Source organism: Gordonia sp. X0973, assembly GCF_013348785.1.
Lineage (GTDB): Bacteria > Actinomycetota > Actinomycetes > Mycobacteriales > Mycobacteriaceae > Gordonia.
On sequence record NZ_CP054691.1, the window covers coordinates 1,214,640 to 1,236,476 of the forward strand.

Annotated in this window: 23 protein-coding genes and 1 pseudogene; 14 read left to right on the forward strand and 10 right to left on the reverse strand. The window is 70.4% G+C overall.

The genetic code is table 11. The features are described from left to right. Positions 1-59 precede the first annotated feature (59 nt). Positions 60-746 (reverse strand): YdcF family protein, encoded by a 687-nt coding sequence (locus tag HUN08_RS06015; protein ID WP_124247979.1) that lies wholly within the window; start codon positions 744-746, stop codon positions 60-62. Positions 747-853: 107 nt separating this feature from the next. Here HUN08_RS06015 and HUN08_RS06020 point away from each other — a divergent pair, with 107 nt between their 5' ends. After that, the gene (locus HUN08_RS06020) at positions 854-1,423 is read left to right on the forward strand and encodes a GNAT family N-acetyltransferase (protein WP_165353431.1); all 570 of its coding nucleotides are present in this window, start codon (positions 854-856) and stop codon (positions 1,421-1,423) included. Here the strand turns inward: HUN08_RS06020 and HUN08_RS06025 are convergent. Together HUN08_RS06025 and HUN08_RS06030 are read right to left on the reverse strand one after the other, a co-directional pair. Next, positions 1,410-2,111: a TIGR03089 family protein gene (locus tag HUN08_RS06025; RefSeq protein WP_124247977.1), complete on the reverse strand. Its 702-nt coding sequence runs from the start codon at positions 2,109-2,111 to the stop codon at positions 1,410-1,412. The two genes, HUN08_RS06020 and HUN08_RS06025, sit on opposite strands and share 14 nt — an antisense overlap. Positions 2,112-2,130: 19 nt before the next feature. Beyond that, positions 2,131-4,068, reverse strand: a complete 1,938-nt coding sequence (locus tag HUN08_RS06030; RefSeq protein ID WP_301546919.1) for an LCP family protein — start codon at positions 4,066-4,068, stop codon at positions 2,131-2,133. 142 nt (positions 4,069-4,210) lie between these two features. Here HUN08_RS06030 and rfbD point away from each other — a divergent pair, with 142 nt between their 5' ends. Genes rfbD through HUN08_RS06045 form a run of 3 tightly spaced genes read left to right on the forward strand, consistent with a single transcriptional unit; the run spans position 4,211 to position 7,063 of the window. After that, the gene (gene rfbD / locus HUN08_RS06035; protein ID WP_301546920.1) at positions 4,211-5,086 is read left to right on the forward strand and encodes a dTDP-4-dehydrorhamnose reductase; all 876 of its coding nucleotides are present in this window, start codon (positions 4,211-4,213) and stop codon (positions 5,084-5,086) included. Positions 5,087-5,096: 10 nt separating this feature from the next. Then, a complete protein-coding gene (locus tag HUN08_RS06040) occupies positions 5,097-5,990 on the forward strand; it encodes a glycosyltransferase family 2 protein (RefSeq protein WP_165353430.1) in 894 nt (297 codons plus the stop codon). Next, positions 5,987-7,063, forward strand: a complete 1,077-nt coding sequence (locus HUN08_RS06045; RefSeq protein ID WP_301546921.1) for an NDP-sugar synthase — start codon at positions 5,987-5,989, stop codon at positions 7,061-7,063. The genes HUN08_RS06040 and HUN08_RS06045 overlap by 4 nt, the downstream gene beginning before the upstream one ends. Positions 7,064-7,110: 47 nt before the next feature. Here HUN08_RS06045 and HUN08_RS06050 read toward each other — a convergent pair whose 3' ends face one another. After that, positions 7,111-7,719: an O-methyltransferase gene (locus HUN08_RS06050; protein WP_301546922.1), complete on the reverse strand. Its 609-nt coding sequence runs from the start codon at positions 7,717-7,719 to the stop codon at positions 7,111-7,113. A gap of 177 nt (positions 7,720-7,896) precedes the next feature. On the opposite strand from HUN08_RS06050, the gene sigE reads away from it, so the two are divergent. The 4 genes and pseudogenes from sigE (at position 7,897) to tatB (ending at position 10,973) form a co-directional block, all read left to right on the forward strand. Next, positions 7,897-8,514: an RNA polymerase sigma factor SigE gene (sigE, locus tag HUN08_RS06055; protein WP_124247972.1), complete on the forward strand. Its 618-nt coding sequence runs from the start codon at positions 7,897-7,899 to the stop codon at positions 8,512-8,514. Between the two features lie 197 nt (positions 8,515-8,711). Continuing rightward, positions 8,712-8,993, forward strand: a pseudogene (locus tag HUN08_RS06060) (zf-HC2 domain-containing protein); the annotation flags it as partial. 65 nt (positions 8,994-9,058) lie between these two features. Beyond that, positions 9,059-10,546 (forward strand): S1C family serine protease, encoded by a 1,488-nt coding sequence (locus tag HUN08_RS06065; RefSeq protein WP_124247970.1) that lies wholly within the window; start codon positions 9,059-9,061, stop codon positions 10,544-10,546. Positions 10,547-10,556: 10 nt separating this feature from the next. Next, positions 10,557-10,973: a Sec-independent protein translocase protein TatB gene (gene tatB, locus HUN08_RS06070; RefSeq protein ID WP_124247969.1), complete on the forward strand. Its 417-nt coding sequence runs from the start codon at positions 10,557-10,559 to the stop codon at positions 10,971-10,973. A 15-nt stretch (positions 10,974-10,988) separates the two neighbouring features. Here tatB and HUN08_RS06075 read toward each other — a convergent pair whose 3' ends face one another. From HUN08_RS06075 to HUN08_RS06090, 4 genes are all read right to left on the reverse strand, one after another. Then, positions 10,989-12,131 carry an Mrp/NBP35 family ATP-binding protein gene (locus HUN08_RS06075; protein WP_124247968.1) on the reverse strand — a complete coding sequence of 381 codons (1,143 nt, stop codon included), beginning with the start codon at positions 12,129-12,131 and terminating at the stop codon, positions 10,989-10,991. Between the two features lie 44 nt (positions 12,132-12,175). Next, positions 12,176-13,330, reverse strand: coding sequence for a lytic transglycosylase domain-containing protein (locus tag HUN08_RS06080; RefSeq protein WP_124247967.1), 1,155 nt, complete (start codon positions 13,328-13,330; stop codon positions 12,176-12,178). 120 nt (positions 13,331-13,450) lie between these two features. Continuing rightward, on the reverse strand, positions 13,451-13,972 hold the full coding sequence (locus tag HUN08_RS06085; protein ID WP_124247966.1) for a DUF1003 domain-containing protein: 522 nt from the start codon (positions 13,970-13,972) through the stop codon (positions 13,451-13,453). After that, a complete protein-coding gene (locus tag HUN08_RS06090; protein WP_124247965.1) occupies positions 13,969-15,273 on the reverse strand; it encodes a CBS domain-containing protein in 1,305 nt (434 codons plus the stop codon). Before HUN08_RS06090 ends, HUN08_RS06085 begins: the two co-directional genes overlap by 4 nt. 59 nt (positions 15,274-15,332) lie before the next feature. Here HUN08_RS06090 and HUN08_RS06095 point away from each other — a divergent pair, with 59 nt between their 5' ends. The 6 genes from HUN08_RS06095 to HUN08_RS06120 are packed head-to-tail and all read left to right on the forward strand — an operon-like array spanning position 15,333 to position 20,728. Continuing rightward, on the forward strand, positions 15,333-15,818 hold the full coding sequence (locus tag HUN08_RS06095; protein ID WP_124247964.1) for a general stress protein: 486 nt from the start codon (positions 15,333-15,335) through the stop codon (positions 15,816-15,818). 27 nt (positions 15,819-15,845) lie between these two features. Further along, entirely contained in the window at positions 15,846-17,309 is a 1,464-nt protein-coding gene (locus HUN08_RS06100; protein ID WP_124247963.1) for an extracellular solute-binding protein, read from the forward strand. Further along, positions 17,306-18,187: a carbohydrate ABC transporter permease gene (locus HUN08_RS06105; RefSeq protein ID WP_174900884.1), complete on the forward strand. Its 882-nt coding sequence runs from the start codon at positions 17,306-17,308 to the stop codon at positions 18,185-18,187. The genes HUN08_RS06100 and HUN08_RS06105 overlap by 4 nt, the downstream gene beginning before the upstream one ends. Before the next feature lie 4 nt (positions 18,188-18,191). After that, positions 18,192-19,007 carry a carbohydrate ABC transporter permease gene (locus HUN08_RS06110; RefSeq protein ID WP_124247962.1) on the forward strand — a complete coding sequence of 272 codons (816 nt, stop codon included), beginning with the start codon at positions 18,192-18,194 and terminating at the stop codon, positions 19,005-19,007. Positions 19,008-19,010: 3 nt separating this feature from the next. Further along, a complete protein-coding gene (locus tag HUN08_RS06115) occupies positions 19,011-20,123 on the forward strand; it encodes an ABC transporter ATP-binding protein (protein ID WP_124247961.1) in 1,113 nt (370 codons plus the stop codon). Next, positions 20,120-20,728 carry a suppressor of fused domain protein gene (locus tag HUN08_RS06120; RefSeq protein ID WP_124247960.1) on the forward strand — a complete coding sequence of 203 codons (609 nt, stop codon included), beginning with the start codon at positions 20,120-20,122 and terminating at the stop codon, positions 20,726-20,728. Before HUN08_RS06115 ends, HUN08_RS06120 begins: the two co-directional genes overlap by 4 nt. 31 nt (positions 20,729-20,759) lie before the next feature. Here the strand turns inward: HUN08_RS06120 and HUN08_RS06125 are convergent, their stop codons facing one another. Together HUN08_RS06125 and HUN08_RS06130 are read right to left on the reverse strand one after the other, a co-directional pair. Next, positions 20,760-21,458, reverse strand: a complete 699-nt coding sequence (locus tag HUN08_RS06125) for a cation transporter (protein WP_124247959.1) — start codon at positions 21,456-21,458, stop codon at positions 20,760-20,762. Beyond that, positions 21,455-21,817, reverse strand: a complete 363-nt coding sequence (locus tag HUN08_RS06130; RefSeq protein WP_124247958.1) for a helix-turn-helix transcriptional regulator — start codon at positions 21,815-21,817, stop codon at positions 21,455-21,457. Before HUN08_RS06130 ends, HUN08_RS06125 begins: the two co-directional genes overlap by 4 nt. Between the last annotated feature and the right edge of the window lie 20 nt (positions 21,818-21,837).

Genomic DNA, 21,837 nt, shown 5'->3' on the forward strand with positions numbered 1-21,837 from the left:
CCGTCGCGAATGATTCGCGGCGGCCGTTGTCTGCTCGAGTCGAACTGTGTGCTGAAGCGCTAACTCGAGCCCATCGAACCGAGTCCGCCAGAACTCGATCCACTGCCGTTGCCCGGTCCGGGGATGACCCCGGCGACCGGCATCGCCCCGTTGACGGCGGAGCGGAAGTTGATCATCGCGCGGCGCAGGTGGTTATAGCTGGTGACCACGACCACGCCGGTCGCATGGCCGGCGAACAGTATCGGCGCGACGAACTTGGCGTTCTCCGCCGTCGAGCGCGACCGGTTCTCGGTGGCGATCCGATTGGCCGGGATGCCGTGCGCGATTAGCCAGCTCTTCATGGCCTGCGCCTCGGTCTTACGCGCCCGGGGATTCGTCTTCCCGCCGGTGGTGATGATCCCGGCGCTCGGGAAGCCGCGGGCCAGCGACAGCGCCGCCTGCAGGCGCGGGATGAGCACGCCGGGCAGTGACCCGTTGTTGTTCAGCCGCGCGCCGAGCACGACGAGGCGGGTGCCAACGGGGTTGACGTTCAAGATGACCGGCGCCCGCGGGGAGAGGACCTCCAGCTGGGAGCAGGTCTTGATGACCTGGTAGTTGGGGATCTGGCAGCCCGTCGTGGAGAGCAGTCCGTTGTAGAGCACCGGCCCGTCGGCCTCGGCATGCGGAGCGGTCGTCACGGTCGCGGTCGTCGCAGCGGCGGCGACGACGGCGAGCGCCGTGGCGCCGAGCTTCATTTTGGCCAACACCCGTCCCAACCTAGCCACGCGCCGGAGGTCCCGCCAACGGTGTTTGCCAACCGATGCGGCCGCGTAATCCGTTTGTGAGCCGCACAAACACCTGCCACGCTGGGGCGATGACGACGACGCTCCGCACCGCGCGCCTGATTCTGCGAGTTCCCTGTGTGCAGCCGGAGGCCGGGACGGATCGCAGCGACGTCGACGCGATCTTCCAGGCTTGCCAGGACCGCGACATCCAACGGTTCACCCTCGTGCCCGTTCCGTACACGCGGGCCGACGCGGAGCACTTCGTCACGGTGGTCGCGCCCTCGCCGGGCTCGGTGACACGCGTGATGATCACCCCCGACGGGGAGTTGGCCGGGTGCATCGGCATCGACCTGCGTGACGATCCCGACGGACTGCCGACGGTCGGTTCGGTGGGCTACTGGACCGCCCCTGGCTTCCGCGGCCGCGGCTACATGACCGAGGCGCTGCGGGCCGTCGTCGACGACGCGTTCACCGATCTCGGGCTGCGGAAACTGCGCTGGTCCGCACTAGCCGAGAACCAGGCATCGGCACGGGTGGCCGCGCGCGCCGGGTTCCGCTTCACCGGGCCGGCCGTCGAGCGAGGGGAGCAGATCCTGACTGCGGAGCTGGACGTCGACGACGATCGCGCGCCCCGACGCTGGCCGGCTAGCGGAGGATGAGCACGGCCCGCTCGGATTCGGCCCGAGCGGCCAGCTTCGCCTCGTCGGCGTGGGCGACGACGACGAGTCCGGCGCCCGTGACCAACGGTGCCAGGAGGTTCGCAACGATGGCTTCGCCGTCCCGCCATGCCCGGGTACTCAGGACGCGCGAACCCGCCGTGACTCCGTCGGCGGCAGCGGCGGAGCGGCCGGCGTCGAGCACATCCGACGTGGATCTCGTGCCGAGCGCGGTGGCGCCGACCGGACCGGGGGTGAACGCATCGCCGTGGATGCGCACCGCCGGGCCGAAGTCGGTCACCCCGAGGGGCAGGCCGGGCACGCCCATCCCGAACGCGTCGAGGGAGGCGACGACGACCTCGTCGGCGTCGGGGTGATCGTCGAGCCGGTCGGCCGAGGTGACCACGACCGCGGCGCCGCCGGTATCCGCGGTCGCCACCGTCGCACCGGCCCACCAGGCGCCGAGGAGGATGGCGACGGTCTGCCAGTGTTCGGGCAGGTCGACGACGACCGTATCGCCCGGGGCGACGCCCATCTCGTCGCGGAAGAAGTTGGCGGTCTTGGCCGCCCAGTTGCCCAGCGTCACCCCGGACAGTTCCGTTCGCTCACCCGTCGCGTCGTCGTAGAAGGTGAGCATCGGCCGGGTCGGATCGGGGGTCGCGGCGAGTACCGCGTCGGTTATCGAAGCCACGGTTGCAGGCTAGTCCGCGTCAGTTCACGCACATCGGGCCGTTGGTGGCGGCGGTGATCGGCGCGCGAGCCGAACCCGCGCGATCGGCGGCGCGCCGCTTGGCGGCGGCCACCTTCTGCGCGTCGGGCTGCGGACTGGTGTCCATGATCGATCCCGGCCCGTAGTAGGTGTTGGTCAGCACGACGCGGGCGTGGCGCGCGGGCATCGTCGGATCGGACCGGATGGCCACCCCGCCGAGGGTCTCCGAGAGTTGCTTGGCGATGTCGTCGTCGGCCGACCGGGTGAAGATGATCGAGTCGCGCTCGTTCATCGGCTTGGTCGAGGTCTGGCCCGGGCCGAAGCCCTTCGCGGTGAGGATGTTGGAAACGTTCGACGCCAAGCCGTCGATGGTGCCGGCATTGACCACGTCGACCGCGTAGCCGTCCTTGCCCGCCTTCTGCTTCTTCGTGGACTTGTCCTCGAGGAGATCGTTGGTGAAGGCGTGGACGGCCTTCGGGTCGACCTGGACGATCGACTGGCCCTCCTCGTTCCACCCCTCCTCGGTGACGATCGGGATGGTCGCGAACCGGACCTTGCCGCCGGAGAGGTCGCGCAGCTTCTCGGCGAAGGAGAGGATGTCCCACCCGTCGTCGATGACCACCGACCGGGACACGGCGGTCTGCAGCTTCTTCATGGTCGCGGAGTCGGTGAGGACCTTGGCGGACAGCATTTTCTGCGCCAGCGAGGCCATGAAGACCTGCTGGCGGGTGATGCGGTCGAGGTCGCCGCGCGGCAACCCGTGGCGCTGGCGCACGAAGCTCAGCGCCTTGGGGCCGTTGAGGGTCTGCCGGCCCTGGCGGAACTTGGCGCCCGAGTAGACGTCGCGCACGGGGGCTTTGAGGCAGACGTCGACACCGCCGACGGCATTGGTGAGCAGCGCGAATCCGAGGAGGCCGACTTCGGCGTAGTGGTCGACCTTCACTCCGGTCAGGTCGTCGACCGCGCCGATCAGCGCTTTGCGCCCGGCCTGCGTGCCGTCGCGCTCGGCCTTGTCGGGGTTGCCGCCGTGCTCGACCTCGGTGCGCCGCACCTTCTCCTTCGTGGCGCCGTAGGCGGCGTTGATCTTGCTCTTGCCGAGTCCGGGAACGTCGACGTAGGCGTCGCGGGGGATCGAGATCGCCGTCGCCGACGCCCCGTTGTTCGGCACGCGGATCAGCAGGATGGTGTCGGTATTCGTCGAGATGTCGTCGCCGGCGCGCAGCCAGCGCAGCTCGCGCGAGGTCAGGGGCACTCCCTTGGCGTCGGTGCGCGAGTCGGTGCCGACGAGCAGGATGTCGACGGCGCCGTCTTGGGCGCCGCCGAGGTCCAGGCCGCCGAGCTGGGTGATGGCGGCAGTGACGTCGGTGGTCGACTTCCACGAGTACCCGGCGATCGCCAGCGTCGCGACCGACAGGAGTGCGACGACCAGCTGACCGGCCTGGTGTACCCGCCTGCGTCCGCCGCCGCTCGAGAAGAACCCGCGACGCGGGGTGGGCGGCTCGGTCGGCGGTGTGCCGGAGTCGCCGGAGGGTTTGGGCTTGACGGGTTTGGCCTTGGCAGCTTCGGGCTGGGCGGTCTTGGCCGCGGCCTTGGGCTTGCGCGCGCGTTTGGGCTCGCCCGGGCGCTTGGGCCCGCCGACCGTTTCCGCGGTGCGAGGCTTGGCCGGACGGGGGCGGGGTTGGCCGCTTCCGTCGGGGCGGGGCCGCTGACCGGGAGGCGCGGGGCGGCGGCCCTCCTGTGGCGCGCGGGCGGGGGCGTCGGCGCGTGTCTGTCGTTTGGTGGGGCGGGCCGCCGGTTGGGGTTCGCGGGTGTGGATTTCGCCCGAGGAGGTGCGCGTGGGCCGACCGCGGCCGCCGGGGATCTGCTGCGGAGCCGGGCGACGACCGTTGCGCTGCTGGGGCGCCGGTCGCGCGCCGCGCGTCGGAATGGGTCTATCCACGCTGCCCGTTCCCCCTTGTTTCTCCAGCGACGAATGATGCCAGTGTTCCTAAAACACTCTACTGATGCTGATGGGATAGGAGGGGAGCGCAACGCCGGGGACCTGGAATCGGCCGCGACGCGGATCGGCCATGATGAGAGGCATGCGTGTTTTCGTCACCGGCGGCGACGGCCAACTCGGCACCGCGTTGCGCGACACCTGCCCCGAACCCGGCGCCCTCGTCTCGCTCACGTCCGCGGACCTCGACATCACCGACGCCGACCGCGTCGCCGACTGGGGTGCCTCGCTGCGCCCCGACGACCTGATCCTGAACTGCGCCGCCTACACCCGCGTCGACGACGCGGAGGCGAACATCGACGCCGCCACCGCGGTGAACGCGGTCGGGCCGGCGAATCTGGCCCGGGCGACCGCGGGTTCGGGAGCCCGGCTGATCCACCTCTCGACCGACTACGTCTTCGACGGCCCCGCCGCCCCCGAGCCGTCCGGACGCACCACCCCGTACGAGCCGACGGACACCGGCGGCGAGCCGCCCAGCGTCTACGGGCGGACCAAACTCGCCGGTGAGCGCGCTGTGCGCGCCGCCGACCCGCGCGCGACGATCATCCGCACCGCCTGGGTCTACACCGGTGCGCCGGAGAGCAACGACTTCGTGGCCACGATGCGCCGACTCGCCGGTGAGCGCGAGCGGCTCACCGTCGTCGACGACCAGCGCGGGTCGCCCACCTATGCCCACGACCTCGCCGATGGCCTGTGGGAGGTGATCGGCCGCGACGCCGGTCGGGGTGCGATCCTGCACGCCACCAACGCGGGGGAGACCACCTGGTACGGGCTGGCGCGGGAGGTCTTCGCGGTCACCGGACTCGATCCGGACCGGGTGGGCGCCTGCGGCACCGCGGATTTCCCCCGCCCCGCACCGCGTCCGGCGTACTCCGTGCTCTCCTCGCGGTCCTGGACCGAGGCCGGACTCACGCCGCTGCGCGACTGGCGCGATGCCGTGGCAGCGGCGCTCGTTGGTTAGGCTGTCCCGCGTGACTGATCAGCTCGCCGTGGTGACGGTGACCTATTCGTCGGGGGACTACGTCAAGGCGTTCCTCGACACCCTCGCGCACGCGACCACCCTCGATCCCCGCGTCGTCATCGCGGACAACGGTTCGCACGACGGTGCGCCGGAGGCCGCCGAGCGCGACTACGAGCGGGTCACCCTGGTACACACCGGCGCCAATCTCGGATACGGCGGGGCGATCAACCGCGCCGTCGCCGAGATCGACCCGGAGGTCGAATACATCGTCGTCGCCAACCCCGACGTCGCCTGGGGGCCGGGATCGCTCGACGAGCTGCTGGCGGCCGCGCAGCGATGGCCGAAGGCGGGATCGCTGGGACCGCTGATCCACGAGCCGGACGGCAGCGTCTACCCGTCGGCGCGGCGGGTGCCCAAACTCGTCTCCGGTACCGGGCACGCGCTGCTCGGCGCGGTGTGGAAGAACAACCCCTTCACCCGCTCCTACCTCGACGAGGAGAACGCGCAGACCGAGCGCCCTGTCGGCTGGTTGTCCGGCTCCTGCCTGCTGGTCCGCCGAGAGGCGTTCGACGCTATCGACGGCTTCGACTCGCGGTACTTCATGTATATGGAGGACGTCGATCTCGGCGACCGGCTCGGCAAGGCCGGTTGGCTGAACGTATTCGTCCCCAGCGCCGAGATCCTGCACACCAAGGGCCACTCGGCCGGGAAGAACCCCGAGTTGATGCTGCCCGCACACCACGCCAGCGCCTATCGGTTCCAGGCCGACCGCAACCCCGGCGTCCTGCGGGCGCCGCTGCGGTGGGGGCTGCGGGCCGGGCTGGCGATACGATCGCGGGTCGCCGTGCGGTCGGCGCGACGCGCCCTCGACCGCGAGGCCGCCCGATCGGGAGGAGAACAGTGAGCACACCCGACGTCCAGGCCGTCGTCCTCGTCGGCGGCAAGGGCACCCGCCTGCGCCCGCTGACGCTGTCGGCGCCCAAGCCGATGCTTCCCACGGCCGGCGAACCGTTCCTCACCCATTTGCTCTCGCGGATCAAGGCGGCCGGGATCGACGACGTGGTGCTCGGCACCTCCTTCAAGGCCGAGGTGTTCGAGGAGTACTACGGCGACGGCGAATCCCTCGGGATGAACCTGCGCTATGTCACCGAGGCCGAGCCGCTGGGCACCGGCGGCGGTATCCGCAACGTGCTGCCGGAGCTGACCGCGCCGGACATCCTCGTGTTCAACGGCGACGTCCTCGGCGGAACCGACGTCGGCGAGGTGCTGGCCACCCATCGACGCTCCGGCGCCGACGTGACCCTGCACCTGGTCCGCGTCGGCGACCCGCGCGCCTTCGGATGCGTGCCCACCGACGAAGCCGGTCGGGTGACGGCGTTCCTGGAGAAGACCCAGGACCCGCCGACCGACCAGATCAACGCCGGCACCTACGTGTTCAAGCGCGAGGTCATCGAGGCGATCCCGGCGGGCCGCCCGGTTTCGGTGGAGCGCGAGGTGTTCCCCGAGCTGCTGGCCCGCGGCCGCCTCGTCCAGGGCCACGTCGACCAGTCCTATTGGCGCGACATGGGCACGCCGGAGGACTTCGTGCGCGGCTCGGCCGACCTGGTGCGCGGAATCGCGCCGTCGCCCGCGCTGGGCGATCGGCGCGGCGAGTTCCTCGTCCAGGAGGGCGCCTCGGTGGATCCGGCCGCGGTCCTCATCGGCGGCACGGTCGTCGGCGCCGGGGCCACCGTGGGGCGGCGGGCCCGACTCGACGGGGCGGTCGTGTTCAACGACGCGGTGATCGACGAGGGAGCCGTGGTGGAACGCAGCATCATCGGCCGCGGTGCGCGCATCGGTCGTCGGGCCCTGGTCCGCGACACCGTCATCGGGGACGGGGCATCGGTGGGCGCCGCCTGCGAACTGCTGCGCGGCGCCCGCGTGTGGCCGGGGGTCGAGATCCCCGACGGCGGCATCCGCTTCTCCACCGACGTCTGAGGTCTCACGCCCGACGTCCCGACCGCCTGATCGCGGTCAACGAGCGTTCAGCGCGCCTTCGCGGCGGCCAACAGCCCGGCGCCGAGCGGGATCAGCACCGGCAGGAAGCGATCGTCGTCGGCGACCGCGAGCGCGGTCGCGCGGACGGCGTCGGCCACCGGACCGCTTTGCGCGGGATCCATCGCCTCCGCGTGGTGGCAGACCACCACGCCGCCCGGACGCAGGATCCGGACCGCCTCGCCGATGAACCGCGGGTGGTCGAGCACCTCGCCGTCGAGGAAGACCAGTTCATAACTGGCGTCGGCCAGGCGCGGCAGCACCTCGACGGGTGAGCCGTTGATGAGTCGGGTGCGCCCGATCGGGATCTCGGCGGCGGCGAAAGCCTCGCGCGCGGCCTGTTGATACTCCGACTCAGGATCGATCGTGGTGAGCACGCCGTCGTCGGCCATCCCGGCGAGCAGCCAGAGGCCCGCTACCCCGACGCCGGTCCCCACGTCCACGACCGACTTCGCGCCGGTCGCACGGGCCAACAGGGCCAGCAGCGCGCCGACCGCGGGGGAGATCGTGGGCGCGCCCAGTTCTTCGGCGCGGAGGCGGGCGGCGACCAGGGCATCGTCCTCGACGATGGCCGACTCGACATAGGAGTTGTCCGTCACGCCCATCAGGGTAGGCGACCGCTTCCCGGCTCGGATCCTTAGACAACATTCAGGCCGCTCATACGGCCGCCACAATCGCCTCGGCCAAGGTTAAGGGCGGAACAACGGCACTGTCGTCGCTGTTGTCAGCAATGAGTCGGCCGCCGGCCGACAACCGAGAAGGGGACGACCATCGAGATGATCGGGGCCACCGCGCAGCCCATCGCCGAGGGCGACGAGTTCGACGCCGACGCGCCCGTCGGCACGGCCGGTTTCGACGCCACCGGAGACGCGTCCATGATGCCGTCCTGGGAAGAACTCGTGGCCGAGCACGCCGACCGGGTCTACCGTCTCGCATACCGGCTCTCCGGCAATCAGCACGACGCCGAGGACCTGACGCAGGAGACGTTCATCCGCGTCTTCCGCTCGCTGTCCCACTACAAGCCGGGGACCTTCGAAGGCTGGCTGCACCGCATCACCACCAACCTGTTCCTCGACATGGTCCGCCGCCGCGGCAAGATCCGCATGGAGGCGCTGCCCGAGGACTACGAACGCGTCCCCGCCGCCACCCCGGACCCGCAGCAGGCCTACGCCGAGGCGAATCTCGACCCGGTGCTGCAGGCGGCGCTTGACCAATTGGCGCCGGAGTTCCGCGCCGCCGTCGTCCTCTGTGACATCGAGGGCCTCTCGTACGAGGAGATCGCCGCCACCCTCGACGTGAAGATGGGCACCGTCCGCAGCCGGATCCACCGCGGTCGGCAGAGCATCCGCGACTATCTCGCCGCCAATCAGGAGGAATGGGCCCGGTCGCGCTGACCGGTGTCGGTCATTCGCCCGGCCGGGAACCGCGGCGGGCGCCGGATCGTTGATAAGTTCGGATAAGCTGGCCCAGAGCTTTCGGGCAGTGGAGATCCGCGCAGGCGGGTATCCGGCAGGCAACGGTGAGACAGGCAGGAGCGGCGGTGAGCATTCTGGACCCGGGTCGATGGACCCCGACGTCGCCGTCGCTGCGGCCGAACACCGACTACCGCCGGCCCGGCACGCCCGGCGGACGCCCATTCGCCTCCACCGAGCACCTTTCCCCCGAGGCCGTCGCCGCTTTCGTCGACGGTGAGCTGGCGGGCGCGGCGATCGGCCGCGCCGAGGCCCACCTCGCGCTGTGCCCGTCGTGCGCAGCCGCCGTCGAGGGGCAGCGGGCCGCCCGCGCCGCATTGCGCGCACAGGGTGGGGCGATCACCGCGCCCCTGAACCTGCTCGGGCAGCTCTCGCAGATCCCGACCCGCGAGATCGATGTCAACCAGGTCGCGGCGCGCGTCGAGCAATCGTCGCGCCCGCGCGGATTCTTTCGACGAGGCCGTTAGTGACCAACGAAGAGTGGGCCGACAAGGGCGCCATCATCCCCCCGCGTACACCGGCCCGCCCGAACCCGCGCACGCACGCACCCATCTCCCCGCAGACGACGGCGGTCTTCGGCCGCCCCGACGGCGTCGAGGGCTCGTTCGCGTCGAGTGCCGTCGCGACGCAGAAGCGGCCGCAACCGACCGTCGCTGCGCCGGACCCGGTGCTGGCCGAGGCATTCGGTCGCCCGGCCGGCGCCACCGACACGCTCGAGCGCGACCCGGATTCGCGGTACGGCGAGGAGCCCGAACCCGAGGTCGACGCCGACCCGTGGCGCGACCCGGACAGTCCGGCCCGCCTGTCCGACCCGGCCAAGACCCGCCCGGAGGCGGTCGACCCGGTGGAACCGGGCCGCAAGCTCGGCGTCCACGAAGTCCTCTTCGGCGGGCGCATCCACTGGCAGGCACTGCTGGCCCTGGGGGCCGCGGCCCTGGTCATCGGTTTGGTCGGCAGCCTCGTCGGCGCCTATCTCGCCGGCGGCGGTTCGTCGTCGACCGGGGAGACCGTGACGCTGCCGGCGAACACCGGCAAGGGCGGCGACGAGCCGCGGTCACAGGTGTCGCGCGTGGTCGCCGCGGTCGAGAAGGCCGTCGTCGAGATCGACGTGCGCACGTCGGGGTCGGCGAGCACCGGCTCGGGTGTGATCATCGACAAGGCCGGGTACATCGTCACCAACAACCACGTCGTCGCTTCGGCCGCCGACGACAAGTCGGCCACCACCGAGGTGGTCTTCTATGACCGCACCCGCGTCCCGGCGACCATCGTCGGACGGGACCCGAAGAGCGACCTCGCCGTGGTGAAGGTCGACAACGTCAAGAACCTCACCGTCGCGAACCTGGGTGACTCGGACAAGGTGCAGATCGGCGAGAACGTCGTCGCGTTCGGCTCCCCGCTCGGCCTGGACCGGACCGTCACCTCCGGCATCGTCAGCGCCACGCACCGGGCCATCGCCGAGCCGCCCGGCGAGGACGGCGACGACGCGGTGATCGACGCCATCCAGACCGACGCGGCGATCAACCCGGGTAACTCCGGCGGCCCGCTCGTGGACTGGCAGGGCCACGTGATCGGCATCAACACGATGATCCAGTCGACCAGCGGCGGCTCGATGGGCCTGGGCTTCGCGATCCCGGTCAACGTCGTGCGGCCGACCGCGCAGACCCTGATCAACCGGGGCAAGATCGTGCATCCGACGATCGGGCTGAATGCCGCATCCGTGCGCAACCAGAAGGTGCTCGGTGCCGAGGTGAAGAACGTCGTCGCCGACAGCCCGGCCGCGAAGGCGGGGCTGCGCGAGAAGGATGTCATCACCAAGTTCAACGGCCGCACCATCGAATCCTCCGACGAGCTGGCCGTCGCGATCCGCACGACGCAGGTCGGGCAGAAGGTCGACTTCACGTATTGGCGCGATGGTCGGACCTTCGACGGTTCGATCGTCCCCGCCGGCGAATAGGGAGTCCGCCGTGTTCGCGAATCTCGGTTGGGGCGAGGTGCTGGTGCTCATCGCGGCGGGGTTGATCATCCTCGGTCCCGAACGCCTGCCGGGTGCGATCAGCTCGGGATTCGCGTGGCTGCGCAAGGCGCGCGAATACGTCAGCGGCGCCACGGCCGACCTGCGCGACGAGATGGGCACGGACTTCGACGAGTTCCGCGAGCCGCTGCGGCAACTGGGCGAACTCCGGTCCACCAACCCCCGCACCCTGGTCACCAAGCACCTGCTGGGCGGTGACGATTCGCTGCTGGACCCCCGGACCTACACCGACCAGGACTTCGGGCCGTCGGAGGGCGCGGCTGGTCGTCGGAGCCGGAAATCCGCGGCGGAGGACGGCGCGGCCGGGTCGGCCGCGCGCCACGACATCACAGACTGGGACGCCACCTAGCGGCTCCCGTCGTCGTCAGCCGCGTCGTGCGGTGTCGATACCCAGGCTCATGCCGGCCAATCCGCGGCGCTGCACGGCCAGCTTCTCGGCGACCGCACGCAGCGCGGAGCCGGCCGGCGAGTCGGGGGCCGACAGCACGACGGGCACACCCGCGTCCCCGCCCTCGCGCACCGAGGTCTCCAGCGGGATCTGGCCCAGCAACTGGACGGGCGCGCCGATCACCTGGGTGAGGCGCTGCGCGACCTGCTCGCCGCCGCCTTCGCCGAAGGGATGCATCCGGGAACCGTCGGGCAACTCGAGCCAGGACATGTTCTCCACGACGCCGAGGACCTTCTGCCGCGTCTGCAGCGCGATCGACCCGGCCCGCTCGGCCACCTCCGCGGCGGCCTGCTGCGGCGTGGTGACGACCAGGATCTCGGCACCCGGGATGAGCTGGGCGATGGAGATCGCGACGTCGCCGGTGCCGGGCGGCAGGTCGAGGAGCAGGATGTCCAGATCGCCCCAGTAGACGTCGGCGAGGAACTGCTGCAGCGCGCGGTGCAGCATCGGCCCGCGCCACGTGACCGGGGTGTTGCCGTCGGTGAACTGGCCGATCGAGATGAACTTCACGCCGTGGGCGATCGGCGGCATGATCATCTGCTCCACCTGCGTCGGCTTCGCGTCGTTGCCGAGCATCCGGGGGACCGAGTGGCCGTAGATGTCGGCGTCGAGCACGCCGACCGAGAGCCCGCGCTGTGCCAGCGCGGCGGCCAGGTTGACCGTGACGCTGGACTTGCCGACGCCGCCCTTGCCGGAGGCCACCGCGTAGACCCGGGTCAGCGAGCCGGGTTGGGCGAAGGGGATGACCGGCTCGGCCTTGTCGCCGCGCAACTTCTTGCGCAGTTCGGTGCGCTGCTCGTCGTCCATGACGTCGAGGGCGACGTCGATGGCGCCGACGCCGGGGACGTCGGCCACCGCGGTCCGCACGCGGTCGCTGATCTCGGTGCGCATCGGACAGCCGGAGGTGGTCAGGTAGACGACGACGTCGACGGCGCCGTCGTCGCCGACGGTGATCGACTTGACCATGCCGAGGTCGGTGATGGGCTTGCCGATCTCGGGGTCGTTGACTTTGCTCAACGCCGCGCGAACGGCGGCTTCGGAGGGGGCTGCGCTACTCATGTCGCCCTCTAGCTTAGACGCGCCCGCGGGCGCGGGATCGGCGGCTAGTTGGTGATGGCGCCGGGCAGCGGGACGAGCGGTGCCTGCCGGTTCGGCTGGTTGCTGCGCCCGTCGGGACGGTTCTGCGGCGCAGCCGGGTTCTGGCGCGGGCCGGGGGCGGGGCGCGGCGCCTGCTGCGGGCCGCCGAGTTCGGGCGGCAGGCAGACGATGAAGCAGTCCGGCTTCTTCGCCTTCTGCTTCTTCGGAGTCGTCTCGGGGGCCGTGCCGTCCGGATCGGCGTCGCGCGGATCGGCCGGATCCGCGGGATCGCCCGGCTTGCGGGGCTTGTCGCCGGGCTTCTCGGGCTTCACCGGCTTGTCGACGGGGGTGGCGTGCATATCCGGGATGCCCTGGGTCGGCATGACCCCGGTGGAGTAGGCCGCGGCCCACGCCAGCACATTGGTCACGTAGGCCATCGAGTGGTTGTAGCGGAACACCGCGTTGACGGAGTTGTTGCCGGCCATGATGTCGTTGACCCCGGCGCACAGGTAGCGGCCCGCGGAGTAGGTCGCGTCGAAGATGTTGTTCGGGTCGGCCTTGCCGTCGCCGTTGCCGTCCGATCCCCACGCCGCCCAGGTGCTGGGGATGAACTGCATCGGTCCCATCGCCCGCGCCGCCTGGCCGTTGGAGTCGTGGATCACCTCGTTGCCGGCCAAGGTGCCGTCGAGAGCGGGGCCGAGGATCGACGTCCGGGTGTTGCCGTATTCGTCGACGTTGCCGTTACCGGCATGGCCCGACTCGATGCGCCCGATCCCGGCCAGCAGGAACCACGGCAGCTTGCAGGCGGGGCCCTCCGAGGCCATCCGCGTGGCGGCGAGTTTGTACGCCTGCAGCACGACGCCCGGGATGCCGAGCGGGCCGGGCGGAATGCCCGCGGCCAGCCGGAACTGGGGGGAGACCATCGGGTTGCCGGTGACCTTCGGCGGGGCGAAGGCCGCCGCCGCGTTGAAGTCCAACGGGGCTATCCCGGCGACCTGGGTGACGCTCGCGGCCTCGTCGGCGGTCGGCACCAGGTGGGTGCCGCCGGCCGAGCTGGAGGTGGCCGCGCCGATCACCATGGCGCCGAGCACGGACGTGCCGAAACCGGCGACCAGGATCCGACGACCCGCACGCGGGCGCGTGGGCCCCTGTGCGCGACGCCAGAACGCGATCCCTGTCATTTCAAACCACCCCGTTGTGACTGGTCCACCCCGGACAACCAGTGTTGTCCAATTTAACGAATAGTGTAACCAGGCTGGAAAAGCGGGCGCAGCCAACCGCGGAATTAGCCGACCGGAGAATTAATCGCGCTCGGCGTCGGAGACGGGATTCTCCTCGGCCGGCTTCGGCGTCTGCAGGCGGGCCACGAGTTCGTCGAGCAGGTCGTCGAGTTCCTTGCGGAGATAGTCGCGGGTCACGGTGTCGCCGACGGCGAGGCGTACCGAGGCCAGCTCGCGGGCGAGGAATTCGGTGTCGGCCTTGGTCTCCGCGGCCCGGACGCGATCCTCCTCGAGCGACACCCGGTCGCGGTTCTCCTGCCGGTTCTGCGCCAGCAGGATGAGCGGGGCGGCGTAGGCGGCCTGGGTGGAGAAGGCCAGGTTCAGCAGGATGAACGGGTACGGGTCCCAGTGGTGGAAGAAGCTGACCAGGTTGAGGACGATCCAGACGACGACGATCACCGTCTGGATGGCCAGGTAGCGGCCGGTGCCGAGGAAGCGCGCCAGGCGTTCGCTGTAGACGCCGATGACGTCGGAATCGAGGGTGAACAGGCTCGGGCGGCGCCGGTCGCTCGGCTGGTCCAGCCGCCGGTCCCGGCCGCTCATCGGCGGTCCCCGGCCGCGAGGTGCAGCGGTTCGCCGGATTCGGAGTCCGTCTCCCGCCAGTCGTCGGGCAGGATCTCGTCGAGCAGGTCGTCGACGCTGACGGCGCCGAGCAGGTGGCTGTCCTCGTCGACGACCGGCCCGCAGACGAGGTTGTAGGTGGCGAAGTAGCGGGTCACGGATTCCACCGAGTCCTCCGGGCTCAGATGTCCCAGGTCGGTGTCGAGCAGGTCGCCGACGAGGGTGGCGGGCGGGTTGCGCAGCAAGACCTGCAGGTGGACGCATCCCAGGTACTTGCCGGTCGGGGTCTGGGTCGGCGGGCGCACGACGAAGACGATGCTCGCCGCGGCCGGGGTGATCTCCGGGTCGCGGGCGCGGGCCAGCGCCTCGGAGACCGTCGTCGCGGCGGTGACGATGAGCGGTTCGGGCGTCATCATGCCGCCCGCGGTGTCGGGGGAGTGGATCAGCAGTCGGCGGACCGGTTCGGATTCCTCGGGGTCCATCAGCGACAGCATCCGCTCGGCCTCGCTCGGCGGCAGCTCGCCGACGAGGTCGGCCACGTCGTCGGGCTCCATCGCGCCGAGGACGTTGCGGGCGCGGCCGGTGGCCATCACCGAGATCAACGACTGTGCGTCGTCGCTCGGCATCTCCTGCAGGATGTCGGCGAGGCGCTCCTCGTCCAGCGCGGCGGCGATCTCCTCGCGGCGCTTGAGCGGCAGCTCGCGCAGGACGTTCGCCGCGTCGGCCGGGCGCATCCCGTCCAGCTGCAGCAGGATCGCCGCCACCCCCTGGCCGGGGAGGTTGAGGGCGGTCTGGGTGAGTCCCTTGACGTGGGACCACTCGACGACGTGGATCTCCCCGCGCCGGGCCAGCCGGATCCGCCCGGCGCGCACGGCCACGCGCGTCACCAGCCAGTCGCGGGTCCGACCGCGCTCGATGCCCAGGTCGATGACGGTCATCTCCGCCTCGCCCGACTCGACGAGGTCGGGATCGGTGACGCGCACCCGCGAGTCGAGTACCTGCCCGACCGCCAGCGCCTCGCCCGGGCGCAGGTGCAGTCGGCGCATGCTCACGGTTCCGGTGTTCAGCGTGACCTTGTGCGGGTCGATCCCGGTGACCCGCAGGATCGGCACGAAAATCCTTCTGCGGTTGGTCATTTCGACGGCCAGGCCGAGTACCCGCGGGGGGAGCCCGGACAGCCGGATGGAGATGACGACGTCGCGGACCCGGCCGATTGACTCGCCGTCGGGTCCCAAGACGGCCAGCCCGACTAATCTGGCCACGAAGACCTTGCTCACCGACATGGCTCTCAGCCTAGTTCCCCGGTGGTCGAAGTCAGGACAGGGCAACGAAAGGATTCCCAATGCAACCGCAACAACCGGGCCGTGGGTCGATGCCGGGCCTGCCGACGCCGCCGTCGGGGTGGCCGATCGGCTCGTACACGACCTATGCCCAGGCGCAGAAGGCCGTCGACCACCTCTCCGACGAGGGGTTCCCGGTCCAGAACGTGACCATCGTCGGCGTCGACCTGATGCAGGTCGAACGCGTGACCGGTCGGCTGACCTGGGGGCGGGTCCTGATGCAGGGGTTGGCCGGCGGCGCGATGCTGGGCCTGTTCATCGGCCTGATGGCCTCCTTCTTCATCCAGCCGGCGACCTCGGCGTTGTTCGTCGGCGTGCTCGGCGGCATCATCTTTGGTGTTGTGTCCTCGGCGATTCCGTATGCGATGATGCGCGGACAACGCGATTTCGCGTCGACCATGCAGTTGGTCGCCGGGCGTTACGACGTGCTGTGTGATCCGACCACCGCCGAACGGGGTCGGGATATGCTGGCGCGACTGTCCATCTGAGCAAGGCCGCCCCGAGGAGGAGCCACGGTGAGTCCGCGCCGCACCGTACTCGCGACCGTGATCGCCCTGACCGTCCCCCTCGCGGCGGCGTGCGCCGGGAAGGTGTCGCCGCAGACGGTGACCGCGTACGTGCCGGGTAACGACGCGGCCGCGATCGAAGCGGTGGCCGCCGGGTGCACCGATGGCTACCGCATCTCGGTGGTGCGCCTGCCCAAGGACGCCGACGGACAGCGCCTGCAATTGGCGCGGAGGCTGGCCGGGGACGACTCCTCGGTCGACATCTTCACCATGGACGTCACCTGGACCGCGGAATTCGCCGACGCGGGCTGGGCGCGACCCGTGCCCGACGAGGTGGCGGCCCCGCTGCAGAAGTCGACGCTGGGAGGCCCCCTGCGGACCGCGCAGTGGCGCACCGCCGCGGATTCCGCGCCGCGCCTCTACGGCGTCCCGACCTGGACCAACACCCAACTGCTCTGGTACCGCACCGACCTCCTGCGGCGCTACGTCAAGCGGCCGAACCCGCCGCGCACCTGGGATCAGCTCCTCGCCGACAACGAGACGGTGCGCACCGCGGTGCTGGCGGAGAACGCCAAGCTGCCGCCGGCGCAGCGCAAGCCGGTGCCCAGCTACATCATGGTGCAGGGCGCGCAGTACGAGGGCCTCGTCGTCTGGTTCAACTCGGTCCTGGCCAGCGCGGGCGGATCGGTGCTCGATCCGGCCGACCCGACCCGGGTCACGCTCACGGACACCCCGGCGCACCGCGCCGCGACGGTGCGGGCGCTCTCGATTCTCAAAGCGGTCGCCACCGCGCCGGGGGCCGATCCGTCGTTGTCGAACAACACCGAGGACCCGGCGCGCCTGGGGATGGAGCGCGGCAAGGCGACCTTCGAGTTGAACTGGCCCTACGTCTACTCGTCGATGCGCTCGAACGCCGCGACCGGCACCGACGCCAACCAGCAGGTCCCGTTCTTCCCGGAGATGCGCCGGTTCTCCGGTCTGTTCGCCGACGGCGCGCCGACGCCCGGCGCCGCCGAGCTGGCCGCGGCGAACAAGGTGCTGGCCAAGCGGTTCGCCTACACGGCCTATCCCGGCGTCACCGCCGGTGTCCCGGCCCGGTCGACGCTGGGCGGGATGAACCTGGCCGTTTCGACGCGGTCGCACAAGGCTGATCTCGCATGGCGCGCGGTGCGCTGCCTGACCTCCATCGATGCCCAGCGCTCCTACGCGTTGAAGGCGTCGCAGGCGCCGACGATCGCGGCACTGTACGACGAACGGGAGCTGCGCGCGGCCTTCCCGATGGCCCGGTTGCTGCGGCTGCAACTCGGCGACCGGCATGCCGCGCCCCGCCCGGCGACTCCCGCCTACTCGACGCTCTCGACGATGCTCGCCGCGAAACTGCACCCGGTGGGCGCATGGGATCCGGCGAAGCTCGCCGACGAATTGGCCGACGCGGCGCGCAAGGCGCTGGCCGGAGAGGGGTTGGTCCCGTGAGCGGGTCCTCGGTGGCCGACCGGCGGTTGGCCTACCTGTTCATCGCCCCCGCCGCGATCCTGATGGCGTTGGTGACCGCCTATCCCATCGGATACGCCGTGTGGCTCTCGCTGAACAAGGTCTCCCTGACGCAGCCGGGTAAGCGCGAATTCGTCGGGCTGGGCAACTATTCGACGGTGCTGACCGACGGCTACTGGTGGACCTCGCTGGGCGTGACGCTGGCGATCACGGTGGTGTCCGTGGCGATCGAACTGGTCCTGGGCCTGGCCATCGCCATGGTCATGCACCGGACCATCGTCGGCAAGGGCACGGTCCGCACGATGGTGCTGCTGCCCTACGGCGTCGTCACCGTCGTCGCGGCGATGTCCTGGTACTACGCGTGGACGCCGGGTACCGGATATCTGGCGAACCTGTTGCCCGACGGCTCGGCGCCGCTGACGCAGCAATGGCCGTCGCTGGCGATCATCGTGCTCGCCGAGGTGTGGAAGACGACGCCGTTCATGGCACTGCTCCTGCTGGCCGGGCTGGCGTTGGTCCCCGACGATCTGCTGCGGGCCGCGCAGGTGGACGGGGCCGGTGCGTGGACGCGGCTGTGGCAGATCACCTTGCCGCTGATGAAGCCGGCGATCCTGGTGGCGCTGCTGTTCCGCACGCTGGACGCCTTCCGCATCTTCGACAACATCTACGTGCTCACCAAAGGGGCCAACGGGACCGGGTCGGTCTCGATCCTCGGCTACGACAACCTGTTCAAGGCCTTCAACCTGGGCACCGGATCGGCGATCAGCGTCCTCGTCTTCCTCTGCGTCGCGGTGATCGCCGCGCTGTTCATCAAGGGTTTCGGGACCTCGGCGCCCGGCGCGGCGGAAGCGGGGAGGTGACGGCATGGGTGCGAGCAAGCTGAAGTGGTCGCTGATCAACCTCGTCGTGGTGCTGTACGCGCTGATCCCGCTGTTGTGGATCCTGAGTCTCTCGTTCAAGTCCGACCCGACCGACGGGCGGCTGATCCCGGCCGACCCGACGCTCGCCAACTATCGGGACGCCTTCGCCTACCGCGGGTTCACCAGCGCGCTGGTGAACTCCGTCGGGATCGGACTCATCACCACGGTCATCGCGGTGGTGATCGGCACCCTGGCCGCCTACGCGATCGCGCGCCTGGACTTCCGGGGCAAGAAGCTCCTCGTCGGCGCGACCTTGCTCATCGCGATGTTCCCGCAGATCTCGTTGGTCACGCCGCTGTTCAACATCGAGCGGCGCCTGGGCCTGTTCGACACCTGGCCGGGCCTGATCCTGCCGTACATCACCTTCGCGCTGCCGCTGGCGATCTACACGCTCTCGGCCTTCTTCCGCGAGATCCCGTGGGATCTGGAGAAGGCGGCCAAGCTCGACGGCGCCACCAGCGCCCAGGCCTTCCGACGGGTCGTCGTGCCGCTGGCCGCGCCCGGGGTCGTCACGGCCGCCATCCTCGTGTTCATCTTCTCCTGGAACGAACTGCTGCTGGCGTTGTCGCTGACGTCGAGCGAGCGGGCCGTCACCGCGCCGGTCGCGATCACCAACTTCTCCGGGGTGTCCGAGTTCACCGAGCCGACCGGCCAGATCGCCGCCGCGGCGGTCGTGATCACCATCCCGATCATCGTGTTCGTACTCATCTTCCAACGTCGTATCGTCGCCGGCCTCACCTCCGGCGCGGTGAAGGGTTAACCAATGGCCGAAATCGTCGCCGACGGCATCAGCAAGACCTATCCCGACGGGTCGGTGGCCGTCGCCGAACTCGACCTGACGATCGCCGACGGCGAATTCGTCATCCTCGTCGGGCCGTCGGGCTGCGGCAAGTCGACGACCCTCAACATGATCGCGGGCCTGGAGGACATCAGCGCGGGCGAACTGCGCATCGACGGCGAGCGCGTCAACGAGAAGGCGCCGCGCGACCGCGACATCGCCATGGTGTTCCAGAACTACGCCCTGTACCCGCACATGACGGTGCGGCAGAACATCGAGTTCCCGTTGACGCTGGCCCGCCCGAAGCCGGACAAGGCGGCGATCGCCGAGCAGGTGGCCCAGGTGTCGACGATCCTGGGGCTCGACGAGTACCTCGACCGCAAACCGGCCCAACTGTCCGGCGGTCAGCGCCAGCGCGTCGCGATGGGCCGTGCCATCGTGCGTTCGCCCAAGGCCTTCCTGATGGACGAGCCGCTGTCCAACCTCGACGCCAAGCTGCGCGGCGCGATGCGCGTCGAGATCGCCCGGCTGCAGGCGCGCTTGGGGACGACGACCGTCTACGTCACCCACGACCAGACCGAGGCGATGACGCTGGGCGACCGGGTCGTCGTGATGCGCGACGGATTCGTCCAGCAGATCGGCACCCCCGACGAGCTGTACCGGAGTCCGGCGAACCTGTTCGTCGCCGGGTTCATCGGGTCGCCGGCCATGAATCTGCTGTCGGGGCGCCTGACCCCGGAGGCGGTCGAGACCGACTTGGGGTCCATCCCGCTCGTCGACCCCGGACACGTCGCCTCGGCCGCGCTGCGCGCGCACAGCGACGGCACGGTGGTCGTCGGGATCCGGCCCGAGCACCTGCACGACACCGCGCTCACCCGGGAGGTCCTGCGGACCCCGCTCGAGTTCATCGCCGACGTCGACGTGCTGGAGTCGCTCGGTTCGGACAACTACGCGCATCTGCAGGTGCCAGGCAGCGAGGTCATCGCCCGGTTGTCGCCGCAGTCGCAGATCCGGCGCGGCAGCCGTGCATCGCTGGTGTTCGACGCCGCCGACGTCATCGTCTTCGACGCCAAGTCCGGCACCAACCTGTCGCGGTGAGCGCCGCGCGGTGGTCGACCGATCTGATCGCCGGTCACGTCGGGGCCGCGCTGGGCGGACAGCCCCAGCGGGCCTCGGTCACCTTCCTGGGGGCCGAGCCGATCGACGTGCTGCGCTTCGCGACCGACTCCGACGGTGCTCCGATGCTGGTCTTCGTGACGGCGGGGGCGTCGCGTCATCCGATGGCCGACCCCGCGGACCTCAATCCCGATCCGGTGCGCGGTCCGCGCGCCGAACTGGTCGTCCGGCTGCGCGTGAGCGGCCCCGACCTGGCGCTGCCCAACCTGCACCGCGCGGTGGCGATGGTGGCGGCGACGCCGGTGGTCGAGGGGCTGGTACTGGACGCCGACGCCCTCGTCGACCTCGGCGCGCCGCTGTGGGACGGTTCCCCGTTCACCGCGGTCCTGCTCGACGAGGACGAGTTGGCGCCGCTGAGTCTGGCCGCCCCCGCGGATCCGGTCCGCTTCCTGCGCGCGGTGCCGGTGACGGCCAACGAGGCCGCCTGGGTGCGCCTCAAGGGCGCACCGGCACTCCGTGAGGCCTGGACCGAAGCCGGGATCGATCCGGCCGACCCGCGCCGGGTGGCCGCGACGCTGGGTGGCTAGCCGCTCGGGTGGTCCCGATGCCAGACGCGGGCTAACGAGTTCGCCCGATCGAGCAGCAGTCATCCGCGCAGCAGTGCTCTGCCTCCCCTTCCCCGGAGAGGACGGCGACGGGGGTGGCGCAGCAGGCGTCGCCCTTCCATGCCTCGACACCCTCACGAACGGCGAACGCCGCGACGACGAGCGCGGCGACCGAGTCGGCCCATGCCCAACCGAGAAGACTGTTGAGCAGCAATCCCATCAACAGCGCTGCCGACAGGTAGCTGCAGATCAGGGTCTGTTTGGAGTCAACGACGGCCGAGGTGGAGCCGAGTTCACGGCCCGTGCGGCGTTCGAACCAGCTGACCAAAGGCATCACCACGAGGCTGAGTGCCGCCAGCACGATGCCTACGGGGGAGTGCTCCGGCTCGCGCAGCCCGGCCAGCGACAGCACGGCGTCCACCGACACATACGCGGCGAGGCCGAAGAACGACACCGCGATCACCCGTAGTGCCGTTTCCTCGCGCTTGTCCGGGTCGGGGGCGGCGAATTGCCAGGCAACCGCCGCGGCGGAAAGTACCTCGACGACGGAGTCGAGCCCGAATCCGACCAGGGCAGCGGAGGACGCGATGCGGCCGGCGATCAGGGCCACGACTGCCTCGACGACATTCCAGCTGATGGTGAGTGCGACGACGATTCGGATCCGTCGCTGCAGCACAGCCGTGCGCGCCGGGGTTAGCGCCGCGGAGGTCACCGCGCCACGTCGGAGTCCGCGCAGCAGCCGGGCACCGTGCAAGACGGGTCAGTACAGGGCTCGCTCTCATCGACGGCCAGGGTCACCTCCACAAGCGCCGACAAGGCCCGCGCCAGGTGGGGGTCGGCGATCTCATACCTAGTCATGCGACCTTCCGGCGCCGCGATGACTATCCCGCACCCGCGCAGGCATGCCAGGTGGTTGGACACGTTTGTGCGTGTCAGCTCCAGCGTCTCGGCGAGTCTGGCTGGGTAGCCCGGCTCGTCCAGCAGGGCGAGCAGGATGCGCGACCGGGTCGGATCGGCCATGGCGCGGCCAATCCGGTTCATGACGTCCACCCGGGAAGCAATAGTCAGCATGTGCTGACTATACAGCAGTT